The organism is Nocardia sp. NPDC041819, assembly GCF_055590505.1.
Genome location: NZ_JBVJAP010000035.1, coordinates 1 through 13,950, shown reverse-complemented (window position 1 = coordinate 13,950; position 13,950 = coordinate 1). Strand labels below are relative to the sequence as shown.

Sequence of the window (13,950 nt, the reverse complement as noted above, 5' to 3'; positions counted from 1 at the left end):
CTGCTCAAGCGGCAAATGTACGGCCGTGCCGGATTCCAGCTACTCAGACACCGGATCCTGCTCGGATAGCCCACCACCGAAAGTGCGACAGAGCCAGAACCTTTGTGGGTGAAGGCGATCGGTCCTGATTCTACTTTTCGGTGTGGTCGGTGATGCGGTCGCCGTAGATCAGGGCGAACTGCTGCAGGGCTCGTTTCCAGCCGGGGGTGTGGCCGACGACGTTGGGCCGGTTCTTGCGGCGGTCGCGGATGACCAGGTAGAGCACTTTCAACGCGGCCTGGTCGGTCGGGAAGTGCCCGCGGCGGCGCACTGCTTGCCGGAAACGGGCGTTGAGCGATTCGATCATGTTGGTGGTGTAGACGACCCGCCGGATCTCCGGCGGGAACTGCAGAAACGTGGTGAAGTGCTCCCAGGAACCGCGCCAGGTCTTGACGATCATCGGGTAGGGGTCGCCCCATTCGGCGGCGAACTCGGCGAACCGAGCCTCGGCCGCGTCGACCGTCGGGGCGGTATAGACCTGGCGCAGCTGTTTGCTGATCGGACCCCAGTGCTGTTTACCAGCGTATTTGAGGCTGGCCCGCACAAGGTGCACCACACACAACTGCACATCGGCGGCCGGCCAGATCTCGGCGATGGACTCCGGCAATCCCTTCAACCCGTCGCAGCAGACAATGCACACATCCTCGACACCTCGGTTACGCAGCTCGGCCAGCACCGCCATCCAATGCTTGGCGCCTTCACCGCCGTCGCCGACCCACAACCCGAGCACGTCGCGGGCACCGTCGAGACCGATACCGACAGCCACATAGACCGGGCGCGAGGCGACCTGACCATCCCGGATCTTGACCCAGATACAGTCGATCATCACCACCGCATACACGCGATCGAGCGGGCGGGACTGCCATTCGGCCAACTCGCCGGCCACGGCGTCGGTGATCTTCGAGATCGTCTCCCGCGAGATGTCGGCACCATAGATCTCGGCCAGATGCGCGCGGATCTCCCCGGTCGTGAGTCCTTTGGCGTACAGGCTGACCACCGCTTCGTCGAACCCGGCGACGCGGCGCGCGTGTTTGGGCACGATCCGTGGCTCGAACTGCCCGGCCCGGTCCCGGGGCACGTCCACGGTGACCTGCCCGATATCGGTATGCACCCTCTTGCGGCTGGTGCCGTTGCGATGATTGCCGCCCTCGGTTTCGGCCGCCGCCGCACGATCGCCCTTGGCGTATCCGAGGTGCTCGGTCATCTCCGCTTCCAAAGCGGCCTCGATCACGCGGCGGGTCACCGCAGTCAGCAGACCATCGGCCCCGGTCAGCGACAGCCCCTCGCTGCGGGCCTGCTCCACCAACTCCTGCGCGATCCGAACATCCAGCCCGCCACCAGCAGTCCGAGTTACGTTGTCGTTCAAAGCGATCCTTCCTCGCCGAAGCAACGGCAGGCTACTTCAGCACCTGTTCGGAATCACCTCCACCCCCAAAGTTCCTGACAGACCCTTGCTCGAACCGCTGGCCACCGTCGAGGAGTAACGGCAACTGCAAAGTCCGGCGGGGTGAAGTACTCAATCGGTCGAGGTCATTGTGAACGCACTGGGTTCAAGGTCATCGCCAATCAGCCCCCGTCATGGGCGGCGCGATGGACCAGATCACCAGCGACAGCGACTACGCGATGATCTTCGGCGTCATCGTTACGCCCGGATTTCATGGGCGGGCAATCGGAACCCGCATCTTCGGCTGGGCGCTCCACCGACCGTCCTAGGACTCAATCGCCGCCCAATACCCGAACTTCGTTGGATCTTCGGCAACTGTCGTCTGCCAGCGTGAAGGGACCATCACGTTGCCAGTCGTGGGACCACCGGCAACAGGTGATGCTCCCGGGGAACATGTTCCAGATTTGCTGTGCGAGCCGAGCATGGCGACAGCGGCCGGACATCCTGTAATGCCGATGAGCGAATGTTGAGGGCCGGATGCTGACCCTCATCAGGGCAGCTGACGCCCCGCGTGTTGCCGGCTCCACTCGGCATCGTCCGATGCCACGATGGGCACGCAAAATGCTCTGCGGAGGAGCAGGCGCATTACGCCTGCATTGATTAGCTGATGGATAGCGCGTTGACCGTCTACGTGGTGAGAGCGGAGTTGTCATGGCTTCATCATTAGCCGTACACACCGACGGATGGCGATGTGCGGGGCGCGGACGGCGGCCGATCACCCGCAATCGCCTGAACCACAGAGCTTTAAGGACTCGCCGTGGACAGGTGCGACACATCGGCGAGTACTTACTTGTCGGCATCGCATTTATTGCCTGCACCCATAACGAGAATATGCATGTGAACCGTTCGTCGTTGCCCGACGATCGCGTCTTGACATTTGTCGTTGGACTGCGGAAGCATGGTGGGAGGGATTGTCCGTGTAGTGGGTGCTTCCGCTGGCGTGAGCGCTCGTCGTGCATGATGTACGAGTCGAGGCGTGATGGCAAATGCGGCGTCGGGCATGGATTTCAAACAGTATCTGTCGGAGTGCCGCAAGCATTACGTCTACGCCGCTATGTCCGGTTCGGCCCCGCTGCTGACTCGACTCGGGCGCGCGATCGTAATCGCCGCGAAGCATGCCTGGCCCCCTTGGGTCACCGTTGATTCCCAGATCGTGGGGGTGGCTTGATGGCCTCGTTGTTTGACGTTTTGCGTGAAAGTTCACTGGCGGCGGGCGTTATCGTGCCGTCCGCGGTGGCCACGCTGCTGGAGGCGATCTCGCTCGATGGGCCACCGCCGATGGGCACAGTGCCGCGGCGTGGTTCGGGAACTGCCGACGCCGCAGTACTTCCCGGAGGATTCGGTGCCGCCATCAACGGCATCGTGTCGTGGACCGTCGACGCACAGCCCGGTGGCACCGGATTCGCGGTGAGCATCGAGTCCGCACGGGCCGGGGCCGGCGCACCACTGGCCGCGGTGCAGGGCGCAAACCGCGCCGACCTCGCGACAGCTCTCCTGCGCGCCACAATGACCGCAACCGCGGCGCCGGTGACCGCGGCGTTCGTCGGCACCGCCGTCGTGACGGGGTCGGCCACCCAGCCCGCGTCGGTGGCTACGTCCGCCGGCGCGAAGGCGGTGTTGTCCACCCGGCACCTTCTCCTGCCGGGGGGTTTCGGCCTCACGCTGATCAGTTCGGACGTGCCGCTCACGACGAATGGACCCGACCTCGGCTCGGTCGAACTCATCCTGCCCGCCGCTCTGCCGATTGTCGGTGGGCTCGTGCTATCCGCCGCCCTGCCCGCGCAGGCGGACACCGACGTGATGGTCACCGTGCCGCGCACACCGGCGGCGGGAGCCGGGCCGCACGCATCGGGCAAGCTGACCTTCCGTATCCATGCCGATGCCACCCCGGCCGATTTGGTGCCGCTGGCAGTGTCGGTGGTGCTTGAACTGCCCGGCGGCGGAAGGCCGTTCGGGGCCACCGGCCCGGAGGTGGCGGAGACGGTGCGGGTGCGGGCGACGGTGTCGCGACCGCCGCAGGATCCAGCGGCGTTGCAGGTCGCGCTCACGGCCGAATCCGACGGAACACACGGCCTCGCACACGTCGCCGAGGCCACCGACGCGTCGGCGGTAGCCGTCGGCGTCACCACGGTGCTGGGTCCGGCGATGGCGGCGCGGGCCGGTGCCGCGGACCTGGCCGCGCTCGGTGTCCTCTACGGGGCCGCCGAAAGTTTCGGCGGAGCATTCGCGTCACTGGGCGGCATGGTGTTGCACGCGGTCACGCTGCAGGCGTCCACCAGCACCGGCCAGGTTCCGGTGACCCTCGACGTCGAGGGTTCGGTGCAGGCCAAGCAGTGGGAGATAGGTCCGCTGCTGCGGATCTCGATGAGTCGGCCCATGCGGGTGCGCTGGCGCAATGTGCGCGCCGTCGTGGACGTCACCGCCACGGCGATTCAGGACGCCGTCCAACTGGACCTGCGGGGTGCCCGGGCCGATGTGGTCGACCCCGGCGGCTGGACCGTGGAAGGCCCCGGCAATCTGTTCGAGGTGATCGGGAGCCGCGGCGGCAGCGGCTCGACATGGTTCGAGGTCGATCTGCGGTTCACCGTCGACCTGGGGCCGGTGAGGGTATCCGGCGCGACGATCCGGGCGACCTTCGACAACAACGCCCTCACACCCGACATCGGGCTGCGCGGCCTGGACGCAAGCGTCGAGCTACCCGGGGTGCTGCGCGGCGGCGGCAAGGTCACCCTCGCCGAACAGCTCGATGTCGTGCTGTGGGCGCAGATTGTGCCGTTGCGGGTCAACGGATTCGTCGCGGTCACCATCGACGGTGAGCGGGTGATACTCAGCGCCGGTGTCGATCTGCCCGCCCCCATCCTGCTCGGCCCCACCGGACTGGGCCTGTATTCGCTGGCCGCCACCATCGGTACCAATTCGGCTGTGCCGCCGCTGGATCCAGCCGACCCGATGAAGTCGCTGCGCACCTGGAAGCCGTGGAATGGACTGCTGCCTGCCCCCGGAAATCTGACACTGGGCGCCGCTGTCGTCGTCGGCACTGCCGCCGACGACGGATTCACCGCCAACGCGCTCGGTGTGGTCGGCGTGACCGTGCCCGACTTCGCGCTGCGCATCGGACTCGACGCTGTCTTCCTGCGCGACCGGCACGACGGGCACGAGCTGGCCGACCGCGATGTCCTCGCCGTCAACAGCGCCAACCCGAGCGGCAACCTCGTCGTGTTGGGTGGGCTGTCGGCCGGCGGTACCGGCCTCGACATCGGTCTGGAAGGGCACCTGTCGGTGCCCTATCTGTTCAAGATGCGCATGCCGGCCGCCGGCCACTTCGGCACCACGTGGTATCTGCACATCGGATCCGACGACGGGGTCGGTGGCATCGCCACCGACCGGCCTCCCGGCCCGATGAAGGCCACAGTGTTTCCGGGGCTGGGGCCGTTGGAAGTGGAGCAGGGCTGGGCCTTCTTGATGGTGCGCGGCAGCGGCATCGACAACCTCGCCGGAACCGAGCTGGACCTCGAGGGGTTCGCCGTCGCCGCCGGCGTCGGGTTCACCCAGGTCTTCGGACTCAAACCGGTGGTGTGGGCTGAGGTGTCGGCCAGCCTCATCGCCGCCATCGGCACCAGACCGGTCACCGTGTGGGCCCAGGGCCGCCTGGCCGGGCGCATCGGGCTGGGCCCGTTCCGGATCGGCGTGTCCGCCACAGCCACGATCCTGCTTTCCGAAGGCCAGGCCGACCTGCACTTCAAGGTATGCGCAGTGGTCGATCTGTTCTTCACCGAACTCGAGGGATGCATCGAGATCGGCACCGTGACAACGGCTTTGACGAAGGCACCGCCGCCGCAACCGTGGCCGCTGCCGACGGTCACCCTGGCCGACGGGACAGGGCGGCTGCTCACCGATCCCGACGACCCCGGTGCGGGGCATCTGGTGCTCGAGGACGGGGACGCCCCGGCGACGGGGTGGGCGTCCACACCCACGGTGTGGCCCGACACCATTCCCCTGCTGACGTTTCCGGTAGCACCCATTGTCGACGCCGGCGCCGGGGTGCACAGCGAAGTTCATGCGGGGCTGTCCGGGGCGGGACGCTTCCAACACGAATGGCATCTCACCTCGGTACTGCTGGAGAAGATTACCGACGCCGGCCCCACCCTGGTGGAGGTGGACACCGCCTCCGCCTGGCAGGTACCCACCGACGTGAGCGCCGACGCACCGCCCGCGGTGACCTCGGACCAACGGCAACTGGCGCTGTTGACCGTGCAGCAAGGGATTTCGCTGGTGCATCAGGCCGCACCACTCGACGGCAGCATCCCGCCCAACGTCGCCCAGGCTGCCGACACCTGCCACCGCCACCCCCGCGCCGGCGCCGCGTGGACCTACGGCGGCGACGCACGCCGACTGCCCGCACCGCGGTCGTGGCGCATCACCGCCTGCGACACGCTGGCTGGCTTTCCCACCGGCTGGCCGACGTTCACCCGCGGTGTCGGGTTCGACGTCACCAGCCCCGCCGACGATCCGAACGACCTGCTCGCCCCACTCGCCTCGACAGGTTGGATCGACGACGGCGGCACCGTCACCCTCGCCTATCCGATCATCGTCGATACGACGAAATTCGGTGGCGCGCTGCGGTTGTGGGGCCGCCTCTCGGCCGCCCTCGAAGAAGACCCGCCCCCGGCCCGGCATGCGATCGTCCTGCACGAACCCATCGCCGAGGGATACCTGCTCGTCGACACCGGCGACCGCAACCGGCGGCCCCCGCCATTGACCGCGACGGTCAGCACACTCGCCGGAACCCACCCCGCCGACATCGAACCCGCCGACGGACCGCCCGGCCTGTGGCGCGTGCACGTCGTCCGCCACGGACAACCGCGCGCCACAGCAGTCGAGCTCGGCGTGCCGGCGCTGCGACCGGTGGCGCTTCTGGGTCTGTACGCCACGGCCGGGTCGATGGCAGACGGTGCGGCCGTCACCGCAGCCGGCATCGCCGACCTGTCGGGCATGGCGCCCGACACGCTCGTCGACGGGTCAGGGCGGGTAGTGCTCGACGCCGACGCCCGCTACCGGATCAGCGCGACACTGGGTTACAAGGACCGCGTCGACGGCATCACCCGCCCCGACCTGACCGATGCACGCACGGTGCGCTGGTTCTTCCGCACGACCGGCCAGGATCCCAAGGTCAAGGCCGCCGTCACCGGGGGACCGGCGGCCGCCGACGCCACACCCTGGGACACCACGGTGGCGACCCCATGGAAGAAGACCGCTGCGGTCGTGGCCGCCGCGACCAGGTTCACCGCAGTCGACCGGTTCGACCCGGGCTTCCTGTCGCGGTATCTCACCGGCTACACACCCGCCGATCACGAGCTGTTCCACTTCACCGGCGACCCGGTGTCCGCGACGTTCCGCGCACCCCACATCCTCGCGCTGGCCGAGACGATGGGCCGCGGGATCGGGTTGGCCGCGCGGCGCACCGACCGCCAGTCCAGCCACGTCTTCCACGCGCTCGGCCTCATCGGCGTCGCACTCGCCGAGGGTGCGCACGGCGCAGGCATCTCCGCGGCCGATCTGCTGACCGCCGCGGCGCGGCAATCCGGTTGTCCCGCACCGCTGGACGGCGCGCAGATGACAACGACCTTCCCGCTGCAGCCGCAGACCCCCTATGAACTGTCGGTCGGATTGCCGTTGAAAGACGAGGCATTCGAACCCGGCGATCCGGAACTGGATGGCATCACCTTCACCACGTCCGCCTATCGAGGCCCCGAGGAGCTCATCGAGGCGTTCAACACCGCGACCGACGCCGAGGCGCTCGCGTCGGCACCGATGGCGCACGGTGATCTCGCCCTCGGCGCCGGGGGAAACGGTGACCCGGCCGGACTGATCGGGCTGGTCGACGGTGCCGTGGCCGACGACGCCGAGTTCGGGCGGATCCTGGCCGGACTGGGGTTGCCGCCGTTGCGCCCGGTGCCCCAGCCGCGCAGCACCGTGTTGTGGGCGCTGGTTGCCGGGCAGTGGGCGGTGGCCGGGCTGCTGCTGGAGTCCAGCGAGCCACTCATCCGCCCGGGCCGGATGGATGTGCGCACGTCTGCGCTCGACGGTGCACCGTTCGGTGTGCAACGCACCTCGCGCGGCAGCACCAGGGCGATGTGGCTGCGCCGTGACCCGACCGTGCTGGGAGCCCCGGCGGCGCTGGTGCTTTACGCTGACAACGGCGCATGGCCGTTCACCCGCCGCCTGCGGATCGACCCACGTCCCCGGTTCACCAATGGAGCGATCAAGGCGGTGGCCCCATGAGCGGTTTCACACGCGCGATCGTCGCGCTCGGCGAGGCGGCTCACATCGACGCCGCCGCCGACGACAGCGTGCCCGACGGGTTGTATTGGCGCCTCACCCCCGGCGGTGCCGCCGACCTGCCGGCCGGTCCGGTGCTGCTGCGCGCCCTGCCCGTCGATCAAGACCCGGTCGAGGTGATCGACGCGGCGACCGACCAGCAGCCGGAGCCGGGCCGCGCGGTGCGACCCGACGCACCGGTGCTGCTGTTGCCGCGATCCCTGCCGGGGCGGATCGTCTGTTGGGCGCACGTGCAGGGCGAGGGCGACCTGCGGGTCGCGGCGATCTCGGCGCGCGTCGGCGTCGGCGGCGCCTATATCGAACTCGGTGCGCGGACCCGCCCGCCCTATACTGTCGCCGGCCATGACATGGCAGGCCTGGTCGTCAGCGGCGACGGCGCGATCATCGAGTCGTTTTTCGTCGCGTTGCCGGCCAGTTTCGACGGCGATCTCGACGACATCGCCGGCTCACCGCAGGTGCACGGCCTCCCCGATGACGTCGTCCCCGGGCACGGCTACGTCGTGGCGGGTAACGCGGCGTCCTGGAAGGACCGGCTGGCCACCTCCGCTCCCCGAAGCAAGGTGCCCTACGCGCTGACCGACCCGGGCGGACACTGGAACGCCGACGACGAAGTGCGCCGCGCCGACCAGATCGCCCGCAGCGGCGACTCCGTCGCCAATTGGGTCCGTTTCGCCTATGACGCACTGGGCTCGGGTGCCCGCGGAACCATCGACGGCGCCACCGGCGGGCCGGGCGACCCCTACCGCGTGGTGGCCTCCCAAGCCGCGGCCGCCGCGCTCGGTGTCGCCGCGCTAGACCCCGGCATCTCGCGGTGGTTGGGCCGTTCCGGAATGCTGCCCCACGGGCTGGTAGCCGCCGACTGGTTAGGCCTGCTGGTGGCCACGGTTCCGCTGCACGTGTATCTCAACCGGCTGCCACCCGGGGTGAGCGTGGCGCGCACAGACGACGACGGCCTCTACGACGGCCGCATCGTCGCCGGCGGCAGATTCATCGACCTGCTGAACGAGGTATCGAACTGGTTGCCGCACAACCAGTTCGGACCCCACGACGTGCTTCTTGCGCATATCCCGCTGCCCTACGTTACCGGGATCGGCCCGGCCCGGCCGGTTACGCCCGCACTCCTCGCCGCACCGGCTTCCACCGGCGTGCCCGGCGGATCGGGCCCGCGGTGGGCCGCCGACCCACCGCGGCGATGGGAGCACACCGTGGCGATCGGAAAGGGACCGTCGCTGCCGTACGGGCTCCACGGGCCCGTCCCCCGCGGACCGGTGGCCTTCGTGCGAACCGCCCCCTCCGTCCGAAGCCAGCACGCCGAACTCGGCGACACCGGCCTGGCGACCCCCCTCGTGCCCGGCTGGAACGACAGGACCGGGGCGTGCACGGTGTCCGGCACCGAAACGGTGGCCGACGGCCAGCAAGGCTCGGCGGTCACCTGGTCGGTCGCGTTGAGTGACTGGATCGGGCGCTGGGCGCAACCCGCCAGCATCGACATCGACCCGCCGGCACCGCCGACACCGGCACCGCCCACCATCGAAGCCGGTCTGGAACGGGCATCGGTTGCCGGGACAGAGGCCGCCTCCCCCGGCACGGTGCACCTGCTGTTCCGCGTACCTCCGGCCACGCCGCCCGGTGCCCTACCGCTACAACGGATCACGTGGAGCGTCGATGGCGTCGACCAGCCGCCGCTGACACTGACCGGTGTGCCCGTCGATGCCGCCTCGGCGGCGCTGCTGGTGCGCGCGCACGTCCCGGCCCCCGCCACTGTCGCCGGCCAGCACAGAAAAGTCACGGTGACCGCCGCCGCGGAAGACACCAGCGGCACGTTGTCAGCGCAGGTCTCCCACACCGTCGACACCAGTGATGGGCGGGCACTCCCGGCGCTTTCGGTGTCTCCTCAACTGCTGGTCACCTCGCGGCGCACGGCCGAACCGACTGTGTCGGTGACACTGACCGTGCGCGCGCCGGTCGACGCCGCATACCGGTTCTACCTCGCGTCCGAAAGCGCGCTGCGCACTGCGGCCGGGCTGGGCCCACGACCGGCGGCCACCCGCGCCGTGCGGGCCCAGCAGCTACGCGAAAATGCCGGGGGCAACGCGCGCACAGCGTCGATGCTGGCGCTGCCGGAACCGGTGCCCGCCAAGAATGGAGCCGCTTCCGCGCGCATCGACATCCCGGCTGGCACCGACGACGTGCTGGCCATCCGGGCAGTGCCCGTGACCGCCGAGGTGAACGCCGCAGGGCAGATGATCCGCGACGGCGTCGAAACACCCTTCACCGCAGTCGAACCGGTGTTCGTCGTCGTTCCGTACGACGAGGTACCGCCAACCCCGGAGATCTCCGTAACCGTAGGCCCACCCGGTGACGCCGGCACGCCGGTGACCGTGACGGTCACGGTGTCGGGCGTGCAATCCGCGGTGCTCGACCGGTATGCGGCAGAACCGATGCAGGCCCGCGTCGTGGAGGCATGCACGTCCGGCGACCCATGGTTCTGGCCGCAGATCACCACCGTCGAGCTGGCACCCTCACCAACCGACCCATCAGTGTTCACCGCCGAGGTCACCGTCGCGGTGCCGGCATGGTCGCGCGCCGGACTGGCGGTGGCCGTGCGCTACCCACCCGAGGACACGGTGGTGCCCGGCACCGACATCGTCAACGCACCCGAACTGTTCTCCGCCGGTCCGCAGGGCGAACGGATCAACTCGCCGTGGGGGCCGCTGTCGGCACCGGCCTGGGTGGAGGTCGAGGGACCCGAACCGGCACTGACATCCACACCCGACGGAGCGGGAGGTGTGCTGATCGACATCGCCGGCCTTCCCGACCTCGCCCCCGGCGCACCGGCTTTCAATCTGAAGCTATACGGATCTGCTGCCGCCGATGGTGTGCTGATGGAGCTTTCGACGCACCTGGTGACAGTCGGCTCAGCCGAGGTTGCTGTCCCCACCGCCATCGTCGCGACCAATGGACAGCTTGCCGCGGTGCTCGTCACCCCATTCGGACGCGCGTTAAGCCCCGCCGACATCGCGTCCTAACACCACCAGACCGTGGCTGGCGCGCCCCGAGTCTTTGGGAGTGACGAGGTCTCTGGCAGCGAGCACGCCGACACACTGACCTGGGGGTCGTCGAAAAGTGGGGCAACTCGATCCAGACGAAACTGAACCGACTACCTTAAGGTGCCTGAATTTTCTCGGACGGCAACCTCAAGTCGACTAGTGTCAGCGTATTTACGCGGTCTCCCGGATACCGAGAATTTCGCGCAAGACCTTCGTTGGTACAATCAGCGGCGTTGACAACGATGAGCCGAACTCGACCAGCACAGTCTCGACCGACAAGAACGCCGCGACGATGCGCGCGCGCCCCACAGCCGTCGCGCGCACGGCCGTTTGCGATACCAACGCCCGCATCGCAGTCACCGTTGTTATCAATTTAGCTGCCGCTTCTCGGCCATCCACGGGCAAGGTTCTGACGGACGACATCACGTTTTGAAGTCCCGCACGCGCTGCCGGAATCAGCCTCGGTTCGATACCTCTCTGCTGCAACTGTCCTGCAATAGCGTTGATTTGATTTTCAACGAGAGCTTCCGTGGTCCTACCTACCTGGGCGCCCATCCCGCCTTGCCCTAGCACGACCCCCTGAAAGCGAAGAGCGTCCGTCTGCCGAAGAGACTCCGCTGCCAATTTTGTCTGACTCGCAACATCGATATACTCCTCCGCGAGGGCAAGCGCAGGCTGAAACAGAACTCGCATCCGGACCGCGAGCGGGGCATCGCGCATCGACGATTTGACGATCGAGGAATATCGCTAAGGCGCGCCCATTGCCTTCCCGGAATGGGTGGGCCCAGTTCAACCGCATGTAGTTGTAGGAGATGTACTCGACGAACCCGAACCGGTCCAGCTGTGACCAGGGGACCGCGCGCAGATCAGCGAGCGCGGCGGGCAGGAATTGGTCGAAGTGCAGCGGGTGCAGGAAGTCGCGGCCGCTTTTGCACATGCCGACGGTGCGCAGTTGACCTGCCCAGTCATAGACGTTGCCGAACAGGTGGGCGTGGATCGCGCGCCATTCGGTGAGATCGCCCGTGTGGGGGATGTCAACCTTTCCAAGTCACCTCGGTTATGGACGGATCGCGGGTCGGCTACAGCCTCCGCAACGGCTGTCGTGTCGCAGCAACCCCGACACCCCGGTGTTGCGGCAGGCCGCTTGGGCGTTGTTGTGGCGAGCAGGGTGGTGCTGGGGTGGGCGTCGGTCACGGACCGATGTCCGGCTCGGCCGTCTGTTGCGGAGAGGAGTCGGATAGTGGGTTTGCTGCATCGAGTGCGGCTGGCTCGGTGGCGGTTGCCTTCATGTCGTTGATCGCGGTGCCGATGTCGTAGCCGCGGTTGCCGGCCTGGCGGTGCGAGATCGGCGGCGTCGATGGCCAGCACAGCTCGAATGTCGTCGTGGTGCTGCGGGCGCAACGTTGCCCGCCGGCGCGCCAGCTCGTCACGGATCGCGGCCCATCGGGGGTCGGCTTCCGCCTTACGGCTCGCGTCGGCCGCGAGCGCTGTCAGGTAGTGGACGGCGCGGTCGTATGCGCCGGTCTCATCGAGTGGCGGGAGAGGTTTGCCCACAGTAATGTTCGTCCTCTGAAAAAACGGGCCTCGCGGGCGTTTCAGCGCGTACGGGAACGAGGCTACGCGCGGATCGACCTCGACCGCGGCCAGCGGTCGACGAGCCGCGTTCGTGTCGTGGACGCCTCATCGCTCCACACCGGGGTCGCCGATCGGGCGGGCATGATGGAAGGTCGGCTGGTGCAGGAGTGACCGACACTGTGGGGCGGCTGTTCGCTGTTGTCTGAGGAACTCGTCGCGTTGCTGCGGCCAGACGGTGGGGTTGGAGAAGAACGTCATCTCCCAGGCGATTCTGTGCGCTGACCCTACCGGTCGGTGCAGAACTGTTCATCAGCCCAGTCACCCAGCTCCTGCCCGGGCATCAGGCCGGCAGACCAGCGTCCGTACTGCTGATCGGTCATTCCCAGGAACTCGGGCAGCGGGCGATCGCCGTCGCTGCTGTGCCATCGCTCAACCAGGCAGCTGATTGCGTCGTTGATGGACTCAACCATCCCTCTCGTCCCCGTTCCTGATCTATCCGGCGGAGTCAACATGGTGCGGGCCGCAATAACCGCAGTGGCCGAGGCAGTGGTCGCACACACCAAGCACGTCATGCACCCGAGCGTCGCATGCGCGACCGCACGGGTTGCCGTCCTCCTGCAACCGGGCGAACCGCACCTGATCCGGTCTGTACAGCCCGGCGCCGCCGCGAAGATAGTAACCACAATCGGTCGCGAACATACGAACCTGGCGTACTCGCAGCGTACGGCCCTCATCGGGACCGTCCAGGACCGTCAGCCAGTCGCCAGCGCGATGCATACCCATGGCGCGCTACTTTCCGGACAGACGGGCGCACTCGGCGCAATACCGTTCACCGACGTCAAAGACCGGTTTGATGTGGACGAACCATCCCGCGGGTAGGCCGGTGGCGGCGTCGACGGTGATCACCGCCGACTCCTCTGCTCGGTCACCGCGACGCCGCGCCACCGGCGGCGGAGGGCAGAGGCGGCTGTGCGGACTCGCAGCGCGACGGCGCGCGCACCCAAGCCGACGATATGCGCACGATCCGCTATCCGGACAGCGAGAGTGTCCAAGGAGCCATTGGGCGCAGTCGGCCAGCTCGATCGCAGCAGCGCGTTCGGCGTCGCCGGAATAGCCCTCGGCGGCTTCGTAGTACTCCTCGATGGCTGCGGCGAGGGTGGCCGCGCAGGTGGTGGGTCGGTTCACGGTTCGTGTTCCTCGATGGGGTAGTGGTTGTAGAGGTCGCGTAGCCGGACGGAAGCGGCCGGTGAGGCTTCGGCGAGGTTGTGTTCGCGGGCGGCGTGTTGCTGGGCGGCATCGGCGGTGCTGCCGCGGCCGGGGTCGATGTGGTAGTCCACGACTCGGTCCTCGTGGCGGCCGTTACTGGTAACCCCGGCAGTTAGAACTTGCGGAGATCGTTTCTGCGGCTTAGGAAGTGTCCTCAAAGCCACATGAGTAGAGTCGCAAGGTCGAGCATGCCGTGGTAGGACTGCGCGGTCTTGTCGTAGCGAGTGGCGATGGCTC

At 67.9% G+C, this 13,950-nt stretch carries 9 protein-coding genes; 3 read left to right on the top strand and 6 right to left on the bottom strand.

The annotated features are described in order from the left end of the window. Nucleotides 1–130 precede the first annotated feature (130 nt). On the bottom strand, nt 131–1,405 hold the full coding sequence (locus ACZ6DL_RS37590; RefSeq protein WP_466058444.1) for an IS256 family transposase: 1,275 nt from the start codon (nt 1,403–1,405) through the stop codon (nt 131–133). Nucleotides 1,406–1,629: 224 nt separating this feature from the next. On the opposite strand from ACZ6DL_RS37590, the gene ACZ6DL_RS37585 reads away from it, so the two are divergent. The 3 genes from ACZ6DL_RS37585 (at nt 1,630) to ACZ6DL_RS37575 (ending at nt 10,851) form a co-directional block, all read left to right on the top strand. Continuing rightward, entirely contained in the window at nt 1,630–1,752 is a 123-nt protein-coding gene (locus tag ACZ6DL_RS37585; protein WP_466058442.1) for a hypothetical protein, read from the top strand. 898 nt (nt 1,753–2,650) lie between these two features. Beyond that, nucleotides 2,651–7,765, top strand: a complete 5,115-nt coding sequence (locus tag ACZ6DL_RS37580; RefSeq protein ID WP_466058440.1) for a hypothetical protein — start codon at nt 2,651–2,653, stop codon at nt 7,763–7,765. Next, nucleotides 7,762–10,851: a hypothetical protein gene (locus ACZ6DL_RS37575; protein WP_466058438.1), complete on the top strand. Its 3,090-nt coding sequence runs from the start codon at nt 7,762–7,764 to the stop codon at nt 10,849–10,851. The genes ACZ6DL_RS37580 and ACZ6DL_RS37575 overlap by 4 nt, the downstream gene beginning before the upstream one ends. A 192-nt stretch (nt 10,852–11,043) precedes the next feature. On the opposite strand, the gene ACZ6DL_RS37570 is transcribed toward ACZ6DL_RS37575, so the two are convergent. The 5 genes from ACZ6DL_RS37570 to ACZ6DL_RS37550 form a co-directional block, all read right to left on the bottom strand. Then, entirely contained in the window at nt 11,044–11,427 is a 384-nt protein-coding gene (locus ACZ6DL_RS37570; protein WP_466058436.1) for a hypothetical protein, read from the bottom strand. After that, nucleotides 11,408–11,905, bottom strand: coding sequence for a Fic/DOC family protein (locus tag ACZ6DL_RS37565; protein ID WP_466058446.1), 498 nt, complete (start codon nt 11,903–11,905; stop codon nt 11,408–11,410). Before ACZ6DL_RS37565 ends, ACZ6DL_RS37570 begins: the two co-directional genes overlap by 20 nt. Before the next feature lie 157 nt (nt 11,906–12,062). Beyond that, nucleotides 12,063–12,302, bottom strand: coding sequence for a hypothetical protein (locus ACZ6DL_RS37560; protein WP_466058434.1), 240 nt, complete (start codon nt 12,300–12,302; stop codon nt 12,063–12,065). 429 nt (nt 12,303–12,731) lie between these two features. Further along, the gene (locus tag ACZ6DL_RS37555; RefSeq protein ID WP_466058432.1) at nt 12,732–12,917 is read right to left on the bottom strand and encodes a hypothetical protein; all 186 of its coding nucleotides are present in this window, start codon (nt 12,915–12,917) and stop codon (nt 12,732–12,734) included. 711 nt (nt 12,918–13,628) lie between these two features. After that, entirely contained in the window at nt 13,629–13,784 is a 156-nt protein-coding gene (locus tag ACZ6DL_RS37550; protein ID WP_466058431.1) for a hypothetical protein, read from the bottom strand. Nucleotides 13,785–13,950 lie beyond the last annotated feature (166 nt).

Excerpts from the sequence above, each read along its gene's own strand:
- ACZ6DL_RS37585 (WP_466058442.1), top strand. The coding sequence starts at position 1,630 with ATGGACCAGATCACCAGCGACAGCGACTACGCGATGATCTTCGGCGTC.
- ACZ6DL_RS37580 (WP_466058440.1), top strand. The coding sequence starts at position 2,651 with ATGGCCTCGTTGTTTGACGTTTTGCGTGAAAGTTCACTGGCGGCGGGC.
- ACZ6DL_RS37575 (WP_466058438.1), top strand. The coding sequence starts at position 7,762 with ATGAGCGGTTTCACACGCGCGATCGTCGCGCTCGGCGAGGCGGCTCAC.
- ACZ6DL_RS37570 (WP_466058436.1), bottom strand. The coding sequence starts at position 11,427 with ATGGGCGCCCAGGTAGGTAGGACCACGGAAGCTCTCGTTGAAAATCAA.
- ACZ6DL_RS37555 (WP_466058432.1), bottom strand. The coding sequence starts at position 12,917 with ATGGTTGAGTCCATCAACGACGCAATCAGCTGCCTGGTTGAGCGATGG.